At 61.5% G+C, this 21,845-nt stretch carries 23 protein-coding genes and 1 pseudogene; 10 read left to right on the top strand and 14 right to left on the bottom strand.

The genetic code is table 11. The features are described from left to right. Positions 1-493: 493 nt before the first annotated feature. From leuS to JCM12178_RS12120, 5 genes are all read right to left on the bottom strand, one after another. Positions 494-2,995: a leucine--tRNA ligase gene (gene leuS / locus JCM12178_RS12140; RefSeq protein WP_054651729.1), complete on the bottom strand. Its 2,502-nt coding sequence runs from the start codon at positions 2,993-2,995 to the stop codon at positions 494-496. Positions 2,996-3,017: 22 nt separating this feature from the next. Beyond that, positions 3,018-3,452 (bottom strand): transcription antitermination factor NusB, encoded by a 435-nt coding sequence (nusB, locus tag JCM12178_RS12135; protein ID WP_054651727.1) that lies wholly within the window; start codon positions 3,450-3,452, stop codon positions 3,018-3,020. A 6-nt stretch (positions 3,453-3,458) separates the two neighbouring features. Next, positions 3,459-3,926: a 6,7-dimethyl-8-ribityllumazine synthase gene (gene ribH / locus JCM12178_RS12130; protein WP_054651725.1), complete on the bottom strand. Its 468-nt coding sequence runs from the start codon at positions 3,924-3,926 to the stop codon at positions 3,459-3,461. 28 nt (positions 3,927-3,954) lie between these two features. Then, the gene (locus tag JCM12178_RS12125; protein WP_054651722.1) at positions 3,955-5,172 is read right to left on the bottom strand and encodes a bifunctional 3,4-dihydroxy-2-butanone-4-phosphate synthase/GTP cyclohydrolase II; all 1,218 of its coding nucleotides are present in this window, start codon (positions 5,170-5,172) and stop codon (positions 3,955-3,957) included. 260 nt (positions 5,173-5,432) lie between these two features. Next, positions 5,433-6,158 carry a glycosyltransferase family A protein gene (locus JCM12178_RS12120; RefSeq protein ID WP_054651731.1) on the bottom strand — a complete coding sequence of 242 codons (726 nt, stop codon included), beginning with the start codon at positions 6,156-6,158 and terminating at the stop codon, positions 5,433-5,435. Positions 6,159-6,480: 322 nt separating this feature from the next. Here JCM12178_RS12120 and gnd point away from each other — a divergent pair, with 322 nt between their 5' ends. Genes gnd through pgl form a run of 3 tightly spaced genes read left to right on the top strand, consistent with a single transcriptional unit; the run spans position 6,481 to position 8,231 of the window. After that, positions 6,481-7,320, top strand: a complete 840-nt coding sequence (gene gnd / locus JCM12178_RS12115) for a phosphogluconate dehydrogenase (NAD(+)-dependent, decarboxylating) (protein WP_369404520.1) — start codon at positions 6,481-6,483, stop codon at positions 7,318-7,320. Further along, positions 7,313-7,504, top strand: a complete 192-nt coding sequence (locus tag JCM12178_RS18375; RefSeq protein ID WP_157054897.1) for a hypothetical protein — start codon at positions 7,313-7,315, stop codon at positions 7,502-7,504. Before gnd ends, JCM12178_RS18375 begins: the two co-directional genes overlap by 8 nt. Positions 7,505-7,517: 13 nt before the next feature. After that, the gene (gene pgl, locus JCM12178_RS12110; protein ID WP_054651720.1) at positions 7,518-8,231 is read left to right on the top strand and encodes a 6-phosphogluconolactonase; all 714 of its coding nucleotides are present in this window, start codon (positions 7,518-7,520) and stop codon (positions 8,229-8,231) included. On the opposite strand, the gene JCM12178_RS12105 is transcribed toward pgl, so the two are convergent. The 5 genes from JCM12178_RS12105 to JCM12178_RS12090 form a co-directional block, all read right to left on the bottom strand. Next, the gene (locus JCM12178_RS12105) at positions 8,228-8,551 is read right to left on the bottom strand and encodes a DUF5684 domain-containing protein (protein ID WP_054651719.1); all 324 of its coding nucleotides are present in this window, start codon (positions 8,549-8,551) and stop codon (positions 8,228-8,230) included. The genes pgl and JCM12178_RS12105 overlap by 4 nt on opposite strands. 122 nt (positions 8,552-8,673) lie before the next feature. After that, positions 8,674-9,138, bottom strand: coding sequence for a ribonuclease HI (gene rnhA, locus JCM12178_RS12100; RefSeq protein WP_054651717.1), 465 nt, complete (start codon positions 9,136-9,138; stop codon positions 8,674-8,676). Continuing rightward, the gene (locus JCM12178_RS12095) at positions 9,135-9,578 is read right to left on the bottom strand and encodes a hypothetical protein (RefSeq protein ID WP_054651715.1); all 444 of its coding nucleotides are present in this window, start codon (positions 9,576-9,578) and stop codon (positions 9,135-9,137) included. The genes rnhA and JCM12178_RS12095 overlap by 4 nt, the downstream gene beginning before the upstream one ends. Before the next feature lie 240 nt (positions 9,579-9,818). Continuing rightward, positions 9,819-9,962 carry a hypothetical protein gene (locus tag JCM12178_RS18370; protein ID WP_157054896.1) on the bottom strand — a complete coding sequence of 48 codons (144 nt, stop codon included), beginning with the start codon at positions 9,960-9,962 and terminating at the stop codon, positions 9,819-9,821. A gap of 38 nt (positions 9,963-10,000) precedes the next feature. Continuing rightward, positions 10,001-10,477: a bactofilin family protein gene (locus JCM12178_RS12090; RefSeq protein WP_054651713.1), complete on the bottom strand. Its 477-nt coding sequence runs from the start codon at positions 10,475-10,477 to the stop codon at positions 10,001-10,003. Between the two features lie 307 nt (positions 10,478-10,784). On the opposite strand from JCM12178_RS12090, the gene JCM12178_RS12085 reads away from it, so the two are divergent. The 3 genes and pseudogenes from JCM12178_RS12085 (at position 10,785) to JCM12178_RS12075 (ending at position 13,452) form a co-directional block, all read left to right on the top strand. Further along, positions 10,785-11,948, top strand: a complete 1,164-nt coding sequence (locus JCM12178_RS12085; RefSeq protein ID WP_054651711.1) for a cyclic nucleotide-binding domain-containing protein — start codon at positions 10,785-10,787, stop codon at positions 11,946-11,948. After that, a pseudogene (locus JCM12178_RS12080) lies at positions 11,948-12,720 on the top strand (motility protein A). The gene JCM12178_RS12085 and the pseudogene JCM12178_RS12080 overlap by 1 nt, the downstream one beginning before the upstream one ends. 15 nt (positions 12,721-12,735) lie before the next feature. Next, on the top strand, positions 12,736-13,452 hold the full coding sequence (locus JCM12178_RS12075; protein ID WP_054651709.1) for an OmpA/MotB family protein: 717 nt from the start codon (positions 12,736-12,738) through the stop codon (positions 13,450-13,452). Here JCM12178_RS12075 and JCM12178_RS12070 read toward each other — a convergent pair. Continuing rightward, positions 13,449-14,297, bottom strand: a complete 849-nt coding sequence (locus JCM12178_RS12070; RefSeq protein WP_054651707.1) for a DMT family transporter — start codon at positions 14,295-14,297, stop codon at positions 13,449-13,451. The two genes, JCM12178_RS12075 and JCM12178_RS12070, sit on opposite strands and share 4 nt — an antisense overlap. Next, positions 14,297-14,998, bottom strand: coding sequence for a DNA/RNA nuclease SfsA (sfsA, locus tag JCM12178_RS12065; RefSeq protein ID WP_083465912.1), 702 nt, complete (start codon positions 14,996-14,998; stop codon positions 14,297-14,299). Before sfsA ends, JCM12178_RS12070 begins: the two co-directional genes overlap by 1 nt. A 118-nt stretch (positions 14,999-15,116) precedes the next feature. Here sfsA and JCM12178_RS12060 point away from each other — a divergent pair, with 118 nt between their 5' ends. Genes JCM12178_RS12060 through JCM12178_RS12050 form a run of 3 tightly spaced genes read left to right on the top strand, consistent with a single transcriptional unit; the run spans position 15,117 to position 19,633 of the window. Next, positions 15,117-16,328, top strand: a complete 1,212-nt coding sequence (locus JCM12178_RS12060) for an HDOD domain-containing protein (protein WP_054651703.1) — start codon at positions 15,117-15,119, stop codon at positions 16,326-16,328. A gap of 12 nt (positions 16,329-16,340) precedes the next feature. Next, positions 16,341-16,730, top strand: coding sequence for a hypothetical protein (locus JCM12178_RS12055; protein WP_054651701.1), 390 nt, complete (start codon positions 16,341-16,343; stop codon positions 16,728-16,730). Beyond that, positions 16,664-19,633 (top strand): PAS domain-containing hybrid sensor histidine kinase/response regulator, encoded by a 2,970-nt coding sequence (locus JCM12178_RS12050; protein WP_157054895.1) that lies wholly within the window; start codon positions 16,664-16,666, stop codon positions 19,631-19,633. Before JCM12178_RS12055 ends, JCM12178_RS12050 begins: the two co-directional genes overlap by 67 nt. Here the strand turns inward: JCM12178_RS12050 and JCM12178_RS12045 are convergent. Further along, positions 19,630-20,226, bottom strand: a complete 597-nt coding sequence (locus tag JCM12178_RS12045; RefSeq protein WP_054651697.1) for a VOC family protein — start codon at positions 20,224-20,226, stop codon at positions 19,630-19,632. The two genes, JCM12178_RS12050 and JCM12178_RS12045, sit on opposite strands and share 4 nt — an antisense overlap. Positions 20,227-20,344: 118 nt before the next feature. Here JCM12178_RS12045 and JCM12178_RS12040 point away from each other — a divergent pair, with 118 nt between their 5' ends. Beyond that, complete coding sequence (locus JCM12178_RS12040) at positions 20,345-21,082, top strand: substrate-binding periplasmic protein (protein ID WP_054651695.1); 738 nt, start codon at positions 20,345-20,347, stop codon at positions 21,080-21,082. Here the strand turns inward: JCM12178_RS12040 and JCM12178_RS12035 are convergent. Then, entirely contained in the window at positions 21,079-21,747 is a 669-nt protein-coding gene (locus JCM12178_RS12035) for an ABC transporter ATP-binding protein (protein ID WP_054651693.1), read from the bottom strand. The two genes, JCM12178_RS12040 and JCM12178_RS12035, sit on opposite strands and share 4 nt — an antisense overlap. Positions 21,748-21,845: the final 98 nt, after the last annotated feature.

Raw genomic sequence — 21,845 nt, 5'->3', positions numbered from 1 at the left:
ATGTTTGGGGGGGCGGCAGCGTAAGGTTGCCGCATGGCTCGACAAGCAAAACTACCGAGAAGCAAAACGTCCCCCAAAGACGGAACAGGCTGCGAGACTCCGACCCAAATCAAGCCCTCCCCAAAGCGACACCCCAAGGGTGAGCGACAGCGTAGACGAAGAACGGCAGCGTTGTCTCCCGAGGCTTAGAGGCTCTTATGTGCTGCTTGCGTGGGCCCGGTCGTCTGTTCGCTGGCGAACCTTTCGACCGGGGCAGCGAGCGTTCTTAGAGCCTCTTGCCGAGTGGAGACCGGACACAGAACGAAAAGCGCAGTTTTTGCCTTCTTTTTTTCTGCGCAAGCAAAAAAGAAGGTCGGCCCGCTTGTGGGCCGAAACCCACAACGTAACTGGTTCCGTTTCCCGCCCCTCCCGCCGAAGGCGGGCACATTGACAGGTAAAAGAAAAGGCCCTGCTTCTCTTGAGAAGCAGGGCCTTTAACCATGTGTCAGTATGACTAATTCGCCACAATATTCACCAGCTTGTTCGGCACGACGATGACCTTGCGGACGGTCTTGCCTTCGATGTGCTTGACCACGTTCTCCTGCTCCATGGCGATCTTTTCGACCTCGTCCTTGGGAGCGTTGTTGGGAACGTTCAGCTTGCAGCGTACTTTGCCGTTGACCTGAACGACGACAGTGACTTCGTCGAGGACCAGCGCGGCCTCGTCGTGGCTCGGCCAGTCGAGGTCTGCGAGGCGGCACTTGTGGCCGAGCACTTCCCAGAGCTCTTCGCAAATGTGCGGAGCGACCGGGGAGAGAACGGTCAGGGCGGTGGCAATGGCCGAGGACAGGGCTTCGGGCGCGTCGGCCTTCAGCTCGTCCTTGCAGTGATAGAGCTCGTTGACCAGCTCCATGACCGCTGCGATGGCGGTGTTGAACTGGAAGTGGTTTTCTATGTCGTGGGTGACGCGCTTGATGGTCTCGTGTTCCTTGCGGCGCAGGGACTTGGCTGTCTCGGACTTGGGGTCCGTGAAGCTGACCGGGGCCGCAGTGGGCAGCACGTCCTGAAGCTCTTCCACGAGCCGCCAGAGGCGGTTGAGGAAACGGTATGCGCCTTCGATGCCCTGATCCGACCATTCGAGTTCTTTCACTGGCGGGGCAGCGAAGAGGATGAACAGGCGGGTGGCGTCTGCGCCGTAGCGGTTGATCATGGCGTTGGGGTCGACCACGTTGCCCTTGGACTTGGACATCTTGCCGCCGTCCTTGAGCACCATGCCCTGCGTGAGCAGGTTGGCAAACGGCTCGTCGTTTCTGACAAAGCCGGTGTCGCGCAGCGCCTTGGTGTAGAAGCGGGCGTAGAGCAGGTGCAGGATGGCGTGCTCAATGCCGCCGATGTACTGGTCGACGGGCATCCAGTAGTCCACTGCTTCTGCGCTCCACGGGGCCTCGTCGTTGCGGGCGTCGCAGTAGCGGAAGAAGTACCAGCTGGATTCGAAGAAGGTGTCGAGTGTGTCGGTCTCGCGCCGGGCCGCGCCGCCGCATTTGGGGCAGGTGCAGTTGACGAAGGACTCCATGTGCGGCAGCGGCGATTTGCCGTCTTTCCGTACCTGGGCGTCTTCGGGGAGCTTGACCGGCAGCTCGGATTCGGGAACGGGCACCACGCCGCAGTCGTCGCAGTAGATGACCGGGATGGGCGCGCCCCAGAAGCGCTGGCGGGAGACGTTCCAGTCGCGCAGACGGTAGTTGACCGTCATCTTGCCGAGGCCGGACTTGTCGAGATGTTCGACGATGGCCTTTTTGGCGGCCTCGTTTTCCATGCCGTCGAACTCACCGGAGTTCACGAGGATGCCGGGATCGGTGTAGGCGGCTTCCATGTCGCCGAGGGCGAGGGTATCGCCTTTCTCGGCCAGCTCGGGGGGATTGATGACCACCTGCATGGGAAGTTCGTATTTGGTGGCGAACTCGAAGTCGCGCTGGTCGTGGGCGGGAACGGCCATGACCGCGCCGGTGCCGTAGCCCATCAGCACGAAGTTGGCCACGTAGATGGGCATCTCCTTGCCGGTGAGCGGGTTGATGCAGTAGCGGCCGGTGAAGACGCCCTCTTTTTCAAGGTCGTCAGCGCCGCGTTTGATGCGGTCCATGTTGCGGACCTTGCTCACGAATTCGCGCACTTCCTCGGCCTTGTCGGTGCCGTCGATGAGGGCTTCGACCAGCGGATGCTCGGCAGCGAGCGACATGAAGGTGGCACCGTGGATGGTGTCGGGCCGGGTGGTGAAGACGCTGACGGTTTCGTCGGAGTCCTTGACGGAGAAGGTCAGCTCCGCGCCGTAGCTCTTGCCGATCCAGTTGCGCTGCATGGTCAGCACGCGCTCGGGCCAGCCTTTGTCGAGCTGGTCGAGGTCGGCGAGCAGTTCGTCGGCGTAGTCGGTGATCTTCAGGAACCACTGTTCCATGTCCTTCTGCTCGACTTCGGAATCACAGCGCCAGCAGAGGCCTTCCTCCACCTGCTCGTTGGCGAGCACGGTGTTGCAGTCGGGGCACCAGTTCACCGGGGAGTTTTTGCGGTACACAAGCCCCTTTTCAAGGAACTTGAGGAAGAAGAGCTGCTCCCACTTGTAGTATTCCGGGCGGCAGGAGGCCACTTCGCGTCGCCAGTCATAGGAGTAGCCGAGGCGTTGCAGCTGCTCGCGCATTTCGGCGATGTTGGCGTAGGTCCAGTCCGCGGGGTGGGAGTCGTTCTTGATGGCCGCGTTTTCCGCGGGCAGGCCGAAGGCGTCCCAGCCCATGGGGTGCATGACGTTGTAGCCCCGCATGGACATGAAACGCGCGACCACGTCGCCGATGGAGTAGTTGCGCACATGGCCCATGTGGATCTTGCCGGAGGGGTACGGGAACATCTCCAGCACGAAGTATTTGGGCTTTTCGGAATCGACTTCCACTTCAAAGCAGCCGGACTCCTGCCAGACGTCCTGCCACTTTTTTTCGATAGTTTCCGGATGATATTTTCCGAGGGACATTTTCGTATCCTTTATTTCCCGTTCATTCCCTTGGCCGCGCGTCGAGGATGCCGTTTATGAAGTTCTTGGAGTTGCCGTCGCCGAATTTCTTGGCCAGCTCGACGCCTTCGTTGATGGCCGCCTTGACCGGCATGTCGGTGTGCACCATCTCGTAAAGCGAGAGCCGGAGGATGGCCAGCTCCACGCGCGCGATCCGGGCGATCTTCCAGTGCTGGGAGAACTTTTCCACCAGCTCGTCGACTTCGCCGAGGCGTTCGGTGACCCCGAGAAAGAGGGTCCGGGCGAAATCTCGCACGAGCTCGTTTTCCTCGGCTTCGACCTGCGGGTTCCGTTCAAACTGGGCCTCAAGCTGCTCGCGGCCTTCGACGGGGTTCATCGAAAATCCGTACAGCACCTGAAACGCCAGTATGCGGCCCATGCGTCTGACGCCGGGCCTGTTGCCTTTCTTCTTGCTCATGGGAAACTACAACTGCTCCATGACGCGAACGGTTTCAAGCAGGGCCGAAGCGGCTTCCACGCCCTTGTTGCCTGCCTTGGAACCGGCGCGTTCGATGGCCTGTTCCAGCGTGTCGCAGGTCAGCACGCCGAAGCCCATGGGGATGTCGGTTTCGAAGCTGGCCTGAGCAACGCCCTTGGCGCACTCGTTGGACACGAAGTCGAAGTGCGGGGTGGCACCGCGGATGACCGCGCCGAGGCAGATGATGCCGTCGTATTTGCCGGAGCGGGCGAGCTTGCGAGCCACGATGGGCATTTCAAAGGCACCGGGGATGCGCACCACGGTGATGGCGTCCTCGTCCGCGCCGTGGCGCACGAGGTAATCGATGGCGCCGCCGGTGAGGCGGTCCACGATGATGTCGTTGAAGCGCGCCGCGACGATGGCGATCTTCAGTCCCTGAGCCTGCAGTTTACCTTCGATGGTCTTGGGATTCATTCTGGTATCCTCCGCGTCTTGAAAGACGTTATTCTTCAGTGTCCTCAAGGGAGAGCATGTGCCCCATCTTGGACTTTTTGGTCATGAGATACTTGTGGTTGATCTCGCAGGCACCGGCTTCGATGGCCACGCGCTCCACCACTTCGAGGCCGTAGCCCTGCAGGCCGACCATCTTCTTGGGGTTGTTGGTCATCAGGCGCATCTTGGAAACGCCGAGGGCGACGAGAATCTGTGCGCCCACGCCGTAGTCGCGCATGTCCGGCGGAAAGCCGAGCTTCACGTTGGCCTCGACGGTGTCGTAGCCCTGATCCTGAAGATGATAGGCCCTGATCTTGTTGCCAAGCCCGATGCCGCGGCCTTCCTGACGCATGTAGAGCAGGATGCCCTTGCCCTCGTTACGGATCATGCACATGGCGTCGGCCAGCTGGTTGCCGCAGTCGCAGCGAAGGGAGCCGAACACGTCGCCGGTGAGGCATTCGGAGTGAACGCGCACCAGCACCGGCTCGTCGGGCCTGATGTCGCCCATGTACAGGGCGATGTGGGTCTTGTCGTCCGTGCTGGATTTGAAGGCCGCGCTCTTGAAGTGCCCCCAGCGAGTGGGCAGCTCGGCTTCGGCTTCCTTGGTCACGGAGATGTCGCCGAAACGCATGCGGTAGGCGATGAGGTCTTCCACGGAGCAAATCTTCAGCCCGTGCTCCTTGGCGAAGGGAATGAGGTCCGGCATGCGGGCCATGTTTCCGTCCTCGCGCATGATCTCGCAGATCACGCCCGCGGGCCTGAGCCCGGCCATGCGGCAGAGGTCCACGGAACCTTCGGTCTGCCCGGCGCGCACGAGAACGCCGCCGTCCTTGGCGCGCAACGGGAAAATGTGTCCGGGAGTGACAATGTCTTCGGGGGCGGCTTCATCGGCAACAGCCGTCAGGATGGTCGTGGCGCGGTCGAAAGCGGAGATACCGGTGGTAACGCCTTCGCGCGCTTCGATGCTGACCGTGAAGTTGGTGCCGAACTGGGACTGGTTGGACTGGGCCATCAGCGGCAGCTTCAGGCGGTCCACCATGTTTCCATCCATGGCCAGGCAGATGAGCCCCCGGCCGTGGGTGGCCATGAAGTTGATCAGTTCCGGAGTGGTCTTCTCGGCGGCGCAGACGAGATCGCCCTCGTTTTCGCGATCCTCGTCGTCCACCATGATGACCATCTTGCCTTGCCGGATGTCTTCAATGGCTTCTTCGATGGTGCACAGCGGCATATTCTCATACCTCGTTGAAAGAACGTATTTCACGGGCCGGTGCGATGCCGGCGCTCGATTCGTGATTTAGGAACCCTTCTACTTACATGAAAAGCCCCTGATGGGGAAATGGAAAATGGAAGAGAGGAAAGGCTAATTATTTCAATGTTTAACGTGGTTTTAGCTATGGTCTGAGGCGCTTGTGATGAGGCTGAACCGTAACGGGCCCGTCCCGGCGAAATTGCCGGTCCGGGCCCGCCATGTCTCCCACGTGCGGGAAATTACAGTCCACTGGCCATGGCGTGGGCGTCGGCTGCGGAGCCGACGGGCTTCACGCCGCGTTCCGCCGCCATGCGGTCGAGCATGTTCATCTGTCTGCGTGAGAGCGCGCCGCCGTCCAGGCTTCTGCCCGCGTCATAGACGCCGACCAGCTCGTCGATGACCGTGACGCTTCTGGCCCGGCGGTGCCAGTCGAGAATATTGAGGTAATCCGCTTCGTAGCGGCCCTGATACTTCCAGCCGCCGCAGCGGTCCACAACCAGCTCGCGTGAAAGGCACAGGCAGAGCGGGTCGATGTTGCACTGCCGCACAAGCGAACCTTCCTCCCGCTCGGGGATGTAGGGCTTGTCGAATGCGAGCTGCGTGTCAATGCGGCCCACGATCATTTCGGTGTCGAAGTGCATCAAATAGAGCTGTAACGCTCGCGGCTTGAGCACGTTGTCGTCGTCAAGGAAGATGACCTTCCGCCCGCCTGCGATCTTGAGCAGCATCTGGCGGATGCCGTTGCCCCAGTCGTTGTCGGGCGGAAAATTGATGCTTCTTATGGGTACGGTGCCCTCGGGCTTGCGGCCCTTCACGCCGTCGAAGCCGATGAGCATTTCCACCTGATGCGGGTCCAGCCCGGCGTGCATGACGGCCTCGTCCACGCTTTGCACCGCCTTTTGCAGCGCCCGCGGACGACGCCCGCTGGTGGGCGTAATCACACTGAAGAGTCTTTCGCCATCCATGGCCATTTTCTCCCCCTCCTTCCGCCTCCTTGCAGACAGGAATTGAGTCTAGAATAAGTTCTCCCTTTTCAGAACTCTTATCGGCAGAGTTGACCGTATCTTTAGGTTCCTGTTTTTCGGGCTTGCCTTTCCGTGGCAGTCTCGTCATACCCTTCGGCGTCGGGTGCGCATCCGGCTGATAATCATGGCACATCGACCAGACGCCGTGGCACATTTGCGGCAGAATAATGGAACCCGGAGGAAGCATGCGGATCGCAGTGGTGGGGCTTGGCAAAATGGGCATGAACATGGCCCGGCGGCTGACGCTGGGGGCCACGAGGTCGTGGGCTACAACCGCTCGAAGGAGAAAACGGAGCGGCTGGTGGCCGAGGGCGGCATGAGCGCCTACAGCCTTGAGGAGCTGGTGGACAGGCTCGAAGCGCCGCGGGTGGTCTGGCTGATGCTTCCGGCCGGGGCCGCGACCATTCAGGCTGCGCACAGGCTCGAAGGACTGCTGGATCCGGGCGACATCCTCGTGGACGGCAGCAACTCCTTTTACAAGGACGCTATCCGCCGGGCGTGGGACTACTCCAAAAAAGGGCTGAACAGCCTCGACGTAGGTGTCTCCGGAGGCATCTGGGGGCTGGAGAACGGCTACTGTCTGATGGCGGGCGGTTCGCGGTCGGTCTACAACTCCCTGATCCCCGTATTCGACACGCTTTCGCATCCGGACGGGCACATATACTGCGGCGGGCCGGGCGCGGGGCATTTCGTCAAGATGGTTCACAACGGCATCGAGTACGGCATGATGCAGGCCTATGCCGAGGGATTTGCCATGCTTCAGGATTCCCGCTTTGCCGATGAACTGAATTTCTCCACGCTGGCCGGGGTCTGGAATCGGGGCAGCGTGATCCAGTCGTGGTTGCTGGAGATGGCGCAGGCCGCCTTTGCCAAGTCCGGCAGGCTGGACGAGGTGGACAGCTGGGTCGAGGACTCGGGCGAGGGCCGCTGGACCGTGCAGCAGGCCGTGGAGACCGAGACGCCCATCCCGGTGCTGGCGCTTTCCTTGATGGAACGCTTCAGCTCCCGCAGGCCAGACGATTTTCGCAACAAGGTGCTGGCCGCGCTGCGCCGCGAGTTCGGCGGGCACGCGGTCCGCTCCGGGGGCAAAAAGGATGCGTAAAGTCCGCCAGTTCGATTGCATGACCGGATTGATGGGCTTTCGGCGACAGGTCAAGAACGATTTGTGTCGGGGATTCTTGACGCCGGTGCTCATGCAGTGCCACTGTCCGGAGCGCAAGACCATGCTCGAGCTGTATCACGCAGGTTCCGGCGGGCCAAAGCCCGCAGGCTGCGATGTCTCCTGAACGGGGAGGGGTTATGGACGTTCATATTCACGAAGACCACGAGGCCGTCAGCAAGGCCGCCGCGACCATGATCGTTCAGACCGCGCACAACGCGCTTGAACGCTCCGGGCGGTTCACCATCGCTCTGGCCGGTGGCGGGACCCCGAAACGCACGTACGAGCTGCTGGCCTGCGACCCGCTCTGGCGCTCCGTGCCGTGGGACCGCACCCACGTCTTTTTCGGGGACGAGCGAATGGTGCCGCCGGATCACGAGTGGAGCAACTACCTCACCGCAGAACAGGCGCTCCTTTCCCACGTCCCGTTGCCGCGCGCAAACATCCACCGGATGCGCGGCGAACTTGATCCGGACAGCGCGGCCGACGCCTACGCCGCCGAGTTGCGCTCCCTCTTTGGTGACGGGATGCCCCGGTTCGATCTGATACTGCTCGGCCTCGGGCCGGACGGCCATACGGCCAGCATCTTCCCGGACTCGAAGACCATCACCGAGACCTGCACCACCGCAGCAGTCCACACGGTCCCTGCCGATCCGCAGGTGGCGCGCGTCACGCTCTGCCTGCCCGTGTTGAACAACGCGCACAGGGTCGTTTTTCTCGCCACTGGCAAGGACAAGAAGAGTGTTCTGGACAAGATGCTCAACACCAAAACGGCAAAGCATCTGTTTCCGGGGGCCATGGTCAATGCGACCGAGACGCACCTGCTCACCGACCAGCAGGTCGGGCGCGATTAAATCTCGATCACATCCTCATAGGGGTTGGCGCTGAAGCCGAGGATGGGCCAGAATACGAAAGGCAGGAACAGCAGGCCCACGCCGAACACCGGCGGGAAGCCGTATTTGCGCGAGAGCGTGAAGAAGGTCAGCAGCCCGAAGACGATGTTCACCAGCGGGATGAGGAACATGATGAACCACCATCCCGGCTTGCGGGCAATGCGCAGCACCACCCACAGGTTGTAGAACGGAATGAGCGCGGCCCAGCCGGGCTCCCCGGCCTTTTCGAACGTCTTCCACGCTCCGGCGCATATCAGCACAATCAGGGCAAGTTGCAGCATGACGGATTCCTTTTCGGTGTTTTCCGGTTCATAGCACGAAACGCCTGCCGCGCGCCATGTCCCTGAAGCGTGACCTTCAGGCCCGTCCAGATGTCCTTTGCCTTGGCCGGGTGCCCCTGCGTCTACTTCCTGTATTCAGGGTCTTCCAGAAGGTCCCTGCCGGATGCGGCGTTTCTGGCAAGCTCGTCGCAGCGCTCGTTCTCCGGGTGGCCGCTGTGGCCCTTTACCCAGTTGAACTCCACGGTGTGCTTCTCCAGAAGCGGCATGAGCCTGCGCCAGAGGTCCTGATTCTTGACCGGCTTCTTGGCGGCGGTCTTCCAGCCGTTCTTCTGCCAGTTCTTCAGCCAGTTCTTGGTGATGGCCTGCTGGACGTACTTGGAGTCGGTGTAGAGCTTCACGTCGCAGGTGCGGGTGAGGATGGAGAGCCCTTCGATGACCGCGAGCAGTTCCATGCGGTTGTTGGTGGTCAGGCGGTAGCCTTGGGCCAGCTCCTTGCGGTGGTCGCCGTAGGAGAGCACGGCTCCGTAGCCGCCGGGGCCGGGATTGCCGAGGCAGGAGCCGTCGGTGAAGAGGGTCACTTTGCTCATTGAATGTCCTGTTGTCCGGCCTCGAGAGCCGAGAGCCGGGACCAGATCATGGTCAGTACGATTTTGAGTTCGCGCGGCCAGCTGTCCTTTTCGTAGGATTCGAGGAATACCTCGTTCAGGGAGTCGATGAACTCCTGACCGAGGGCCGGTCGCATGAGGGTCGGAAAATGCAGGATCACGTCCCGCTTGGCCGGGGCGAGGCCGATGAACATGTATTTCGGGTCGATCTCGGGCAACAGCACCTCGTCCTTGTAGATGACGATGCGCGTGTTCACGCCGTAGCTGTCCCTGAGGCTCTGGACAAAACCCTTGAGGAACTCCATGTCGTCGTCGGTGAGCCGCTTGGTCTGGTCGTTGATGGCGCGATCGGTCTGGATCTTGTCCAGCACGTTCTTGTTATTTTCCATGAACGCCCAGCCGACCGCCACGATGACCAGCACGAGGCGATGCCACGGATGATTCTCTCGCGGGGGCTGTCGCCCTTGGGTTTGGGGATTTCCAGTCGCATGTCAGTCCTCGTGAGGTGTACGTTCCGGTCTGCGGCGTCCTGCGTGTCGGAAGCCACGGGTCTCGGATTGGCATACATGGACAACGGCTGCACTTCAAGCCGGAGCCTCGGTTGACGGAAAAAGGCGGCCCCGAAGGACCGCCTTTCCCGAAACCGATGTCGTTAGGAACCGCTACTTCTTGACCTTGCGGATTTCCGCAAAGCCGAAGTTCAGGGAGCGGATGTGGCGCTCTCTGAGCAGTTCCATTTCAAGGTAGTTGTCGCCATTGCAGACGATGACTTCGGTTTCGCCTTTGATGATGACGAATTGGTACATGATTTATCCCCTCAAAATGTGGTTTCGTTGTCGGGATATTACCCGAGGTCGTCCTGATCGGCAAGCTCGGGCTCTTCGGGCTCGGCTTTTTCGGGCTCGGCTTCCCCGATGGCCGGAGAGACGCTCTGGACCACGGTGCGCGCCGTGACCTCGCCAGCCTTGCCGGTCATGGCGATGTCGCCTTGCAGGTAAGCCCCGTTTTCCATCACCAGCGTGGGAGTGGAGAGGCTTCCGCCAAGGCTGGAACCCTGTTGCAGGATGGTGCGGCCTTCCACGACGACGTCGCCGTCGATCTTGCCGCTGGAGACCAGATGGCCCACACGGACCGTGCCCTTGATGTAGGCTTCGCGGCCGAGAACGAGCGTTCCGTCGGTGGAAATCTCGCCTTCAAACATGCCGTCAATACGCACGGTGCCGACGAAATCCAGTCGGCCCTTGTATTCGGTGCCCACGCCAAGGAAGGCGTTGAGCTCCGAAGAGTCTCCGTGCTTGGAAGATTTGCTGAATATGCCCATGAGTCCTCGTCGGCTGTGCTTCTGGTGTATTCTTCCACCGTGGTCGAACCGCGTGCGTAGGCCATATACCGTTACAGGCAGGTGAACGCCACATTTTTTTTCCCAAATTTATAACGGCGAGGGGCTTGGCACCGCAGGGCGGCATGGGGATAAACCGCTTGCCGCCCGGAGCCTGCCCGGCGTCAGGTCATATTATCGGCCAAAGGGGGAAAATCTCTACCCCGATTGTACTTTCCCCGAAAAACGGCTACGTTATCCTATATTCCCGGAGGCGTCTGGCTCCGGTGACTTTCGGGGTGAACCAACCATGATGACCGAACGCAAGATTCAAAACGTCAAGACATACCACAAAGGGCAGTCCATCTATCAGGAAGGGCAGCAGGCCAGCTACGCCTATATGGTGAAGAAAGGCTCGGTGAACCTGTTCCGCACGGTGGACAACCGCAAGGTCATTCTCGACCGCATGGGCAAGGGGGAGATCTTCGGGGAGATGGGTGCCCTTGCCGGGCAGGCCCGCGCCACCAGCGCAGAGGCCGCGGAATACTGCGAGCTGATGGTCCTGACCCAACAGCAGGTGCAGGGCATGCTCGACCGCTGCCCCAAGACCGTCAAGCATCTGGTCCGGCTGCTGCTCAAGCGGCTCAGAAAGGCCACCACCTGCTCGCGCGGCAACGGGGACTCCTTCCTCGGCATCTGCCGCATTCTTGAGATGTCCTACGCCACGCATCAGTCCCTGCCGCCCGACAAGGCCAAGCGGGTCCCGAACTACAAGCTCGGACTCCCGGTGCGCGATCTGGCAAAGACCTGCAAGACCGTGCTTCTGACCACCGAGGCCGAGCTGGAGCAGGTGCTGGAAAAGCTCAGGACCATCAAGATCATCGAAATAAACGCCACCGGCACGGGCAAGGCCTTCAGCGACCGGTACGTGAAGCTGACCTCTCCGGACAATTTCCTTGAAGTGGCCAGCAACCTCGCCAAGCAGCTCGGGCGCGAGGGAGCCTGCTCCGACATGGAGTACATCGATATCTTCGACCTCGCCGAGGCAGTGGGCGCCTCGCCGGAGATTCTCTACAAAAAGATTGCCGCCGGGGAAGTGCCGGAATCGCTCTTTCTTTTCCACAAGGGCAACGTCATGGCCTGGGCCGAGCAACAGCCCGAAGGGTTTTTCAAGAAGGTCACGCGCAAGCGCAAGAAGATCGAGGAGTTGGAGGACGTCAACGACATCGTGTTCGTGGACAACGCCACCCTCAAGGATGTTTTTGCCAAGCTCGGGTACTACAAGCTGGGCATCCTGATGCACGCCGCCGAGGAGGATGCGAGAAACAAGATCCTCGGCAACCTCGCCCGCAAGATCGCCACCATCGTGAAGGAAGAGGCCGAGAATCGCGAGGTGGTGGATGATACCGAGGCCGAAGACGTGCAGGATGAACTGATCTCGCTCATCAAGGCCGCCAAGGGGGTCTCGCAATAGTGAACGTCGCAACCATTTTCGGCATTATCACCGGCATCACGATCCTTTGCGGGGCCACGTGGTTCGCCACGGACTCCGTAGGCGTGTTCATCAACCTCCCGGGGCTGGCCATCGTGCTCGGCGGTACCATCGCCGCGACATTCATCTGCTATCCCCTGCGCGAGGTCATGCGCGTGTTCGGTCTGTTCATGACCGCCTTCAGGGCCGAGGAACTGCCCATCGCCAACTACATCAAGGTATTGGTGCAAATCTCCAAGGACTCGTCCTACCGCGGCGAGGAGTACCTCGAAAAATCCATCCGCAAGATCGAGAACGAATTCCTGCGTGACGGGATGCAGATGCTGGTGGACGGCTACTCCAAGGAGGAACTGAAGGAGATTCTCGACACGCGCATCCAGCAGTATCACGAGCAGGAAATCTACGCGACCGGCATCTACCGGACCATGGCCACGCTCTCCCCGGCCTTCGGCATCATCGGCACGCTCATAGGCTCATCGCCATGATGCAGGGGCTCGGCGGCGATATCTCCCGCATCGGCCCGGCCATGGCCACCGCCCTGACCACCACCCTGTACGGCGTACTGTTCGCCAACCTCTTTTACCTGCCCATCGCCACCAAGGTGGAGCGCCGGGTGGAGGAGCGCACCATCCTCATGAACGTCATCCGCGACGGCATCCTGTTCATCAAGGACAAGACGCCGCCCACCATCGTCATGGACAAGCTCAAGGGCTACCTGCCGCCGCGCAAGTGGTCGTCCGTGAGCGCCAAGTAGCCCCCGGAGGCCACCGTGAACGGATTGCCCCAGCGCAGAAAGCCGCGAGACATAGACAACAGCACATGGGCGCTGTCGTTTGCGGACATGATGATGCTCATCATGTGCTTTTTCGTGGTCATGCTGGGCATCGCCGAGATCGACCCCAACCGGTACGAGGCGGTTTCCGACATTCTGGCCGAGGCCATGGAAGGCAGGGACGCCCCCACGAAACGGATGCAGGCGGACCCGTCCGCCACGCGGTTCGCGGTGGAGGACAGGAACAAGAATCTCTTCGAGCTCCAGCTTGAGCTGGCCAAGCTCATCGATCAGGACGCGGACACTGTTTCACTGAGAATGCGGCCTGACTCCGTGGCCATCAGCCTGCCTTCAACGCTCTTTTTCAAGCTGGGCGACGCCCAGCTGACCAGCCGGGCAACGCAGATTCTCGAGCGCCTCGCCGACCCGCTCGCCGGGCATGGATTCCGGCTGACCATCGAGGGGCACTCGGACAATATCCCCATCCGTTCGCATCGCTACCCATCGAACTGGGAGCTTTCCTCGGCGCGTGCCGCATCCGTGGCCCGGTTTTTCATAGACCACGGTTTCGAGAAGAAGGACATCGAGATCAAGGGGCTTGCGGACACCAAGCCGCTAGTGGCCAACGAGGATGAAAAGGGCAACCCCATTCCCGAGAATCAGGCCCGCAACCGGCGGGTGGTGATTCTGGTCCGTCCTGCCCCTGCCGGCTAGCCTTTCGCCCTGCGAAGCGACCCCAAATAGATTCCCGAAAGCGCCAGCGCCACGCCGGAAAGCTCCACGGCGTTCACCGGCTTGGCGAAGAACCAGATATCCCACACAAATGACAGCACCGGCTGCAGCAGAAGGACCAGCCCGGCCAGCGAGGCGGGCGTCTTGTCCAGTCCGCGTGCGATGAGCAGCCAGCCGCCACACTGGCAGAGCGCGCCGAGGGCCACCATCGAGGACCATGCGGCAAGGTCGGGCAGCACGAACGACTCCCCGGAGGCAAGGGTGAACAGGCCGCAGAACAGGGCGGTCAGCAGCGTCACGGCAGTGGTGGCCCCCAGCACTTCGCCCGTCCTGTTCACCAGCCGTTTCAGCATCAGGATGTATGAACCGTAGAAGACGGCCGTGGCGATGCCGAACAGCACGCCGATGCGAAACGTCTCTCCGGAAAGGTTCCAGACCGGGCCGACCGTGAGGTAGACGCCGGATAGCGCCAGCCCGAGGGCCGCGAAGAAGCGCACCCCGGAGCGTTCCCCGAGAAAGAGCACGGAAAAGAGGGCGATGTATACCGCCTGAAGGTTGCCGAGCATGGTGGCGAGTCCCGGCCCCACCGCGAGGATGGCCCGGTGCCAACACAGAAAGTCGCCGGTGAAGATTATGGCGACCGGTATTGCGGGAATGAGCAGCCGGGGCAGGATGGCGATGCGTCCCTTTGCCGCGAGCAGGCCGACCATGCACAGGCCGCCGAAGAGCATGCGGTAAAAGGCCGAGGCGTCGGCGGAGATGCCCGCGGTCGTAACGAACACCGCGGCGAAGCTGATGGTGATGGCGCCGAGCGCGAGGCTGCCCATCAGAGCTTGACCTTGAGCCGTCTGCCGAGGTGGATGCCGGATTCATCCACGTCCGCCACGAAGGGCCACGCTTCTACACCTTTTTCCAGCGCCTCGGCAAAGAGGTCCGCGTATACGGGATCGATGAAGTCGGCGGGGCCGAAGCACTCGCCGTCCGGCCGCTGTATGAGAAAGAAGAGGGCCACGCGGTCGCCCTGCGCGGCGAGGTCCATGAGTTCGCGCAGGTGCTTCTGCCCCCGCTCGGTCACGGCGTCCGGGAAGCAGGCCCGCCCGTCCTCCACCATGGTCACGTTTTTACATTCCACCCAGAGGGTTCCGTCCGGGCCGTCAAGGCGGGCGTCGAGGCGGCTCGTGCCGCTTTTGGCCTCGCTTTTGTACTCGGTGTAGTTCCGCATTTCTGGGATGGCGCGGGCGTCGAAGGCGGCGCGGAGCATCCTGTTGGGCGTCTGGGTGTTGATGCCCACCCAGAAGTCGTGGACGCGAACGGCCTCAAAGGTCCATTTCAGTTTCCGCGCGGGATTGGTCGCAGGGGAGAAGAGCGCGGTCCTGCCGGGCCGGAGCAGGCCGAGCATGGAGCCGGTGTTGTTGGTGTGCGCCGTGATGGGCCCGTCCGGGCCGTCAGCCTTGACGGTGAAGCGCTTAAAGCGCCCCTGAAATCCGGCACGGATGCAGCCTTTCGGGAAGGGAATTGTCGCGGCCATGAAAACCTCCTGAATGTCGAGCATGTCGGATACAGCAAGGGCGGCGTATTCGGCAAGGGGCTATTGCTATGCCGATTGCCTTATATTAGTGTTCCTGTTCAGAACCAAGGAGCGTGTTATGGGCAAGGTGAGCATCAATGATGCGCGATCGGGCATGGTGCTCGAATCGAATCTGGTTACGCCCGACGGCCGTCTTTTTCTTGCGGCCGGGACCGTGCTGACCGGAAGCCACCTGCAGACCTGCAAGGCCTGGGGCATAGCCGAGGCCGAGGTCATGGGCTACGGCGAGGAGCAACGGCAGGAGCCTGTTGCCGACGAAGAGTCCCTTGCCGCCGCCAAGGAGCTTGCCCGGCACCGCTTCATGGTGACCAACCACCGACACCCTGCCGTGCGCGAGCTTGCCCGGCAGTTTGCGGAGTTGACCGCAAGACGGCATGACACCGCATGGATCAGGAAGCGCTGTCTTGCGTTTCTGGAGTCTCCACCCACGCTTGCGGAAACCCCGAAGTGGCTCAACGTGGAGGAGATCGTTGGCAGCGAGCTTGAATTGGCCACGCTGCCGAGCATCTTTCACGAGATCAACGAAGCCCTCAACGACCCGAGGAGCTCTGCCGCGTTCGTGGCCGACGTCATCAGCAAGGACGTGGCCATATCCGCCAAGCTGCTGCGGCTGGTCAACACCCCGTTTTACGGGTTTCCCAGCCGCATCGACACGCTTTCGCGTGCCGTGACGATCGTGGGCGTGAACCAGCTCACCAGCCTCGCCATGGGCATCTCCGTCCTTTCGGCCTTTGAAGGGGTTCCCGAGGACGTTATCAGCCTGAAGGATTTCTGGCTGCACAGCATCATGTGCGGCACGCTGGCCCGACTGTTCGCCAGTCATCATGGCATCGTGAACGAGGAGCGTTTTTTTGTGGCCGGGCTGCTGCATGACATCGGCAGGCTGGTTATGTTGCGCAACCAGCCCGACAGGGCGCTTGAACCCATTCACCTCGGCCGTACCAAGCGCATCGCCCAGTACGACGCGGAACGGGCCCGCTGGGGCCTGACCCATGCGGAGCTGGGTTCGCGGCTGCTCAAGGAGTGGCAGCTTCCGGTTTTCTGGAAAACATTGTTCGCCATCATCACGTCCCGGGCTCCTCGCCCATGCCGATGGAAGCGTCCATCGTTCATCTGGCGGATTTCACGGCCAATGCGCTCGGCGTTGGCAGCAACGGCGGGATGCATGTCCCGCCCCTCGACCGGGAAGCGTGGGACATGCTGCGTATCTCCCGCCATGACCTCGGGGCCATGGCGCGGCAGGCGGAGTCCCAGGCGTACCAGATCGTGAAGGTTTTTTTCGATGACGAGGAAGCGTAATCCCGAGGATGAGCTCCGTTACCTCAGGGAGCGGGTAGCATATCTGGAGGAGTCCCAGCGCATGACTCTCGACGCGCTGGGGTTGGCGTCCGAGCTCGGCACGTTCCATCCGCGCGGCCATGAGGCGGAAGGGGAGATGGCCCTGCTGGACGAGACCCTCTCCCGCCTGCGAAGGCTGATGCGTTTTCGCGAAGCCGCCATCTATCTGGTGGACGAGACCATGAATTTCGTGATGGCGGTTTGTGAACCGCCAGACGCGGCCCGAGCCTTGACGGCGAGTTCCTGCGGCACGTTGAGGACAGGACCGTGGCATGGGCGCTGCAGCGCACACGGGCAACATTTGCGGAGACCCCGGACGGCCTTGATGTGCTGATGCATCCCCTCGTCTGCGAGGAGCGGGTCCTTGGCCTGTTCATTGGGGTGCTTGATGACGACATGCGGGCCATGCCCGACACATCCTTTTCGATTCTCGGGATCATCCTCCAGAACAGCGCGGGTGCATTGCAGAATCTCGCGCTCAGAAAAAAGACCGAGGAAGCCGGGCAGGAGCTTGCCCGGAAGGTCGAGGCCCTTGAACGGGAGATAGAGCGGCGTGACCGTGCGGAGTCCGGACTGCGTAACGCTCGGGCTTTTCTGAACAAGACCTTGGACGCCGTTCCGGAGCCGGTGGTCATCAAGGACAGGGAGGCGCGCTGGCTGGCCATCAACGACGCCATGTGCCGGTTCTTCGACGAACCGCGTGAACAACTCCTCGGGAAGCGCTCCAGCGATTTGTTTCCGTCCGAAGAGGCGGGGCCGATGCTTGCCTCCCATGACCGGGCCGTATCCACCGGGAAGGAGGACAGGGTGGAGATGACGGTCACCATTTCGGGTCAGGAGCGGTTTGTTTCCATCAAGAATGCCTTTACCGTGCACCCCGAGACGGGCAAGCACGTTGTTATCGGGGTTGTCCGCGACCTGACCGAGCGCAGGAGAGCGGAGGAGAGCGTGAGACGGGAACGGCGCCAGCTGTTCGACTTGTTGGAGGGTCTGCCCGCCTTTGTCTACGTTCAGGGTCAGGACGGCACCATCCACTACTGCAACGCCATGTTCCGCAAGATATTCGGAAACGGCAGGGGCAAAAAGTGCTTTAACGTCTTTCATGGCGAGGACCGCAGACGCCGCTGCCGTCAGTGCAGGACCCGCGAAGTCTTCAGAACGGGCGATCCCTGCATCATTGAGATGGAGTATGTCTCCGGACGGGTGCACATGCTGTACGAGCAGTACTTCGAGCACCCCGAAGAAGGTCCCTGCGTGCTGGCCATGGGCATCGACGTAACGCGCCAGCGCGAGGCCATCGCGGCCCTGCAGAAAAGCGAGGCGCGATACCGGGATATCTTCGAAAATATTCAGGACGTATACTTCGAGCTGGATAACGACGGCCGCATTGTCGAGGTCAGCCCGTCCATTTCGCGCTATTCCCCCATCCCTCGCGAGGATCTTGTCGGCACCAGTTCCGGGGCACTCTTCCCGGATCGCAGGCACGGTCTCGAATTGATGCGCCGTCTGCGCCGTACCGGTGAGCTGCGCGACGAGGAGGTTCGGCTCAGAAACGCGTGGCAGCAGGACCTGTTCTTCTCGGTGGCTGCCGTGAAGCGGGAAGGGCCGGACGGCGAGGCCCGGTTCGTGGGGTCGCTGCACAACATCGACACCAGAAGACGGGCCGAGATGCGGCTGAAGCAGAGCGAGGCCAAGTACCGCGAGCTGGTGCAGAACGCCCACAGCATGATCCTGCGCTGGACGCCCGAGGGCCGGGTCACGTTCTTCAACGAGCACGGCCAGAACGTGCTGGGGATTTCCGAAAAAGCCATTTTCGGCCAGCCCATCGTGGGCACCATCTTGCCGGAATGCGACAGAAACGGCCGCCCCACCGAAGACTACCTTGCGGAGATTCTGTCCTCGCCGGACGGCAACGCACGGAGCGAGTCCGAACACGAGCTTGCGGACGGCAGTGTCATCTGGTGCTCGTGGACGCATCGAGCCATACGCGACGCCGACGGGACCGTGCGGGAAGTGCTTTCCGTGGGCGCGGATATCACCGCACGCAGACAGTCCGAACTGGAGCTTCGCAAGGCCAAGCGTGCAGCCGAAGCCGCAAGTCAGGCCAAGAGCGAGTTCCTTGCCAACATGAGTCATGAAATCCGTACACCGCTCAATGGTACGCTCGGCATGCTGCAACTGCTTTATGAAACATCCCTTGAGGAGGAGCAGCGGACCTACATCGACATCGCGCTGGAGTCCGGGCGCGGGCTGCTGACGGTCATCAACGACATCCTTGACCTCTCCAAGATCGAGGCAGGCCGTTTCGAGCCGGATCAGTCCCGTTTCGACCTCGTGCGGGCGGTTACGTCCGTTGTCGAGACCTTTGAGCTTCAGGCCCGGAGCACCGGGCTGCGGCTTGTTGGCGACATTTCGGACGGCGTGCCGCGCATGGTCGTGGGCGATGGCGGGCGGTTGCGCCAGATTTTGTTCAACCTGCTCGGCAATGCCATGAAGTTCACCCCAAAGGGCGAGGTCCGGCTGGAAGTCAGCGCGCTTCCCCGTCGCGATGATGAGAGCGTGCAGCTGCTCTTTTGCGTCCGGGACACCGGCATCGGCATCCCCGAAGACAAGATCGACATGGTTTTCGAGTCGTTCACGCAGGTGGACGGGTCCCATACCCGCCAGTATCAGGGCTCGGGGCTCGGGCTCGGTATTGTCCGCAGGCTGGTGCATCACCTCGGTGGCGTGCTCAGCATAGAGAGTGCCTTGGGCGAGGGAACGGCCGTGACCTTCCGGCTCGACTTTTCACACCCCGAAGCTGTCGAGGATGACGAAGGTCGTGACGAATGGGAGTCCTGCGCTCTTGCGCCGTCGCGTGTGCTGATTGTGGAGGATAACCGCGTCAACCGGATCATGGCTTGCCGCGCGCTCGAGGGGCTGGGCTATGAAACCGTTACTGCCACGAATGGCCGGGAAGCGCTGGAAGTGCTCAGGAGAGTTGGGGATTTCGATTGCGTGCTCATGGACATGCAGATGCCGGAGATGGACGGCATGGAGGCTGCGAAACGGATCCGCCGGGGCGAGGCCGGTGAGAAAAACAGCGATGTGCCCATCATCGCCCTGACCGCGCACGCCATGCGCGGAGACCGCGAAAAGTTCATAGGGGCGGGCATGGACGCCTACCTGCCCAAGCCCGTGGAGATGGACGACCTGCGCCGGGTCGTGCGGCGTTTCTCCCGCAGTTCCGAAAGCTAGCCCTGCCGGGCCTTGTCAACGGCCTCCCGGATGGTGTCGCCTTCGCCGTCATAGGCGATGCGGTCTTCGTCCGGGGTCGGTTGGCGCACTTCGGGCCAGCGTCCGGGAATCGGGTCCGGTCCTTCCGCTGCCAGCTTCGTTGGTTCGGAGTCCGTCATCACCGGGGTCTTGCGGATGTCGACCTCGGGAACGGGCGCACTGAACTCAATGGCGATGCCGTTGGGGTCGAAAGTATAGATGGATTTGATGAAGCCGTGGTCCACGGCCTCCGAGACCCAGAATCCTGCCGCGTCGAGCTTGTCCTTGATCTCCCAGAGATCCTCATCGCCCGCCACCTCGAAGGAGACGTGGTCGAAACAGGCCGGTCCCTTGACCGGTACCCCGTGGTCTTTTTCCGGGCAGTTTTCAAGCTCGGGCCATTCGAAAAAGGCGATCATGTCATGGGCGGATATTTCAAAGAAGTAGTGCCTGTACCCCGGCTTTCCCAGCCCGGTGACAAGGCGCATGCCAAGAAGGTCGCGCCAGAATCGGATGGTCATGTCCATGTCTCGGGTGACCATGGCCATGTGATTTATGCCCGTATATTTGATCATGAATCCTCCACTGCCACTGTAGCCGGAATCATGCGGTGCGTAAATATTCCTTTGGGTCATAACGCTATTGGCGACAGGCTTTTCGTTATGGTAGGGTTGTGGTGAAATGGAGGTATGTATGGCACGATTTGCGCTCTCACTCGTTTTGCTTTTCGTCCTCTCCACCGTTGCGGCAGCAGAGCCGCTCAGGGTGGTCACGCTCTCCTATCCGCCGTACGAATATATGGAGGATGGCGAGGTGAAGGGAGTGGCTACGAGGATAGTGCGCGAAGTCTTTCGCCGAATGGACGTGGAGATAGAGATCGAACTGATGCCTTGGGTGGACGCGCTGGAGGCTGTCCGCACGGGAAAGGCCGACGCCATCTACACCGCGTTCAAGACACCCGAGCGGGAAAGATATCTGCTGTATCCCTCAACGGAACTGATCGGGCAGACGACATCCCTCTTTGTGCACAAGGGGTCGGACATTGACTACAGCGGGCAGCTCAAGCCCTTGGGTAACTACACTTTTGCCGTCGTGCACGGGGTGAGTTATGGTTCCTTCTTCGACAGTGCGGTCAAGGAGGGCCATGTGCGGCGGTTGGTGCGCTCCGTGAATGGAACAGAGTCGGTGAAGCGTTTTCTCGACGGAGAAGCGGATATCCTCGTATCCAACTGGCTTGAAGCCCGGACCATCCTCAGAACACTCGGACGGGAAAACGAGGCCGAGGTCCTCACTCCACCGTTGCAGAATATTCTCAGCTATCTGGCCTTTTCCAGCAAGTCTGATCGCCTGCAGCTGCTCGGCGAGTTCGAAAGAAACCTGCGGCAGATCCGTATGGATGGCACTTACGGCAGGCTTTTTCAGGCTAACTAGGCCGCTACAACCCGGCCGTTATCCAGCGTGACGCAGCGATGCGCCCGTGCGGCGTAGTCCGCTTCGTGCGTGACCATCACCACAGTCATCCCTTCCCCGGGTAGTTCCGCGAGAAGGTCCATCACGCCGTCGCCGGTCTGGCGGTCAAGGCTGCCGGTGGGCTCGTCGGCAAAGAGAACCCGTGAGTTCTTGGCCAGCGCACGGGCTATGGCCACGCGTTGGCATTCCCCGCCCGAGAGCGCGCCGGGCAGCCGGTCCTCCTTGCCCGCAAGTCCCACTTTTTCAAGACAGGCGTAAGCGCGCTTCATGGCCCTGCCTCCGGCCGGGCGCAGGGAGCGCATGGCCGGGAGCAGCACGTTTTCCGCGGCCGTGAGGTACGGCAGCAGGTGGTGGGCCTGAAACACCATGGCGAAGTCGTTGGCCCGCAGGGTGTCGAGTTCCCGCGCGCCAAGGGCCGTGACGTCCCTGCCCTGATATTCCAGAGAGCCTGCGTCCGGGCGCATGATGGCGGAGAGGACATTGAGCAGGGTTGATTTGCCGGACCCGGAACGGCCGGTCACGGCGAGGAATTCACCCGGCTCGACGGTGATGTCCACGTCTTTGAGCACTTGATTGCGGCCGAGGTCCCGGCCGTAAAATTTGTCTATGTTGCGTGCCTGAAGCATTGTCGGTCCTTTTTAATCAGAGGGCGATGAGGGCCTTGGAGGGTTCCACCGAAGCGGCCTTGAGCGCGGGGGGGGCGGCTGCGGCGGCAGCCACGAGG

This window comes from Salidesulfovibrio brasiliensis JCM 12178 (genome assembly GCF_001311825.1).
GTDB classification, from domain to species: domain Bacteria; phylum Desulfobacterota; class Desulfovibrionia; order Desulfovibrionales; family Desulfovibrionaceae; genus Pseudodesulfovibrio; species Pseudodesulfovibrio brasiliensis.
This window is presented reverse-complemented; position numbering and strand designations above follow the sequence as displayed.

Excerpts from the sequence above, each read along its gene's own strand:
- sfsA (WP_083465912.1), bottom strand. The coding sequence starts at position 14,998 with ATGGCCGCGACAATTCCCTTCCCGAAAGGCTGCATCCGTGCCGGATTT.
- JCM12178_RS12105 (WP_054651719.1), bottom strand. The coding sequence starts at position 8,551 with ATGCTGCAACTTGCCCTGATTGTGCTGATATGCGCCGGAGCGTGGAAG.
- JCM12178_RS18375 (WP_157054897.1), top strand. The coding sequence starts at position 7,313 with ATGCGTAAAGTCCGCCAGTTCGATTGCATGACCGGATTGATGGGCTTT.
- pgl (WP_054651720.1), top strand. The coding sequence starts at position 7,518 with ATGGACGTTCATATTCACGAAGACCACGAGGCCGTCAGCAAGGCCGCC.
- nusB (WP_054651727.1), bottom strand. The coding sequence starts at position 3,452 with ATGAGCAAGAAGAAAGGCAACAGGCCCGGCGTCAGACGCATGGGCCGC.
- JCM12178_RS12120 (WP_054651731.1), bottom strand. The coding sequence starts at position 6,158 with ATGGATGGCGAAAGACTCTTCAGTGTGATTACGCCCACCAGCGGGCGT.
- JCM12178_RS12125 (WP_054651722.1), bottom strand. The coding sequence starts at position 5,172 with ATGCCGCTGTGCACCATCGAAGAAGCCATTGAAGACATCCGGCAAGGC.
- JCM12178_RS12070 (WP_054651707.1), bottom strand. The coding sequence starts at position 14,297 with ATGGGCAGCCTCGCGCTCGGCGCCATCACCATCAGCTTCGCCGCGGTG.
- JCM12178_RS12085 (WP_054651711.1), top strand. The coding sequence starts at position 10,785 with ATGATGACCGAACGCAAGATTCAAAACGTCAAGACATACCACAAAGGG.
- JCM12178_RS12090 (WP_054651713.1), bottom strand. The coding sequence starts at position 10,477 with ATGGGCATATTCAGCAAATCTTCCAAGCACGGAGACTCTTCGGAGCTC.
- rnhA (WP_054651717.1), bottom strand. The coding sequence starts at position 9,138 with ATGAGCAAAGTGACCCTCTTCACCGACGGCTCCTGCCTCGGCAATCCC.
- JCM12178_RS12060 (WP_054651703.1), top strand. The coding sequence starts at position 15,117 with ATGGGCAAGGTGAGCATCAATGATGCGCGATCGGGCATGGTGCTCGAA.
- ribH (WP_054651725.1), bottom strand. The coding sequence starts at position 3,926 with ATGAATCCCAAGACCATCGAAGGTAAACTGCAGGCTCAGGGACTGAAG.
- JCM12178_RS12040 (WP_054651695.1), top strand. The coding sequence starts at position 20,345 with ATGGCACGATTTGCGCTCTCACTCGTTTTGCTTTTCGTCCTCTCCACC.
- leuS (WP_054651729.1), bottom strand. The coding sequence starts at position 2,995 with ATGTCCCTCGGAAAATATCATCCGGAAACTATCGAAAAAAAGTGGCAG.
- JCM12178_RS18370 (WP_157054896.1), bottom strand. The coding sequence starts at position 9,962 with ATGTACCAATTCGTCATCATCAAAGGCGAAACCGAAGTCATCGTCTGC.
- JCM12178_RS12045 (WP_054651697.1), bottom strand. The coding sequence starts at position 20,226 with ATGATCAAATATACGGGCATAAATCACATGGCCATGGTCACCCGAGAC.
- JCM12178_RS12035 (WP_054651693.1), bottom strand. The coding sequence starts at position 21,747 with ATGCTTCAGGCACGCAACATAGACAAATTTTACGGCCGGGACCTCGGC.
- JCM12178_RS12055 (WP_054651701.1), top strand. The coding sequence starts at position 16,341 with ATGACGAGGAAGCGTAATCCCGAGGATGAGCTCCGTTACCTCAGGGAG.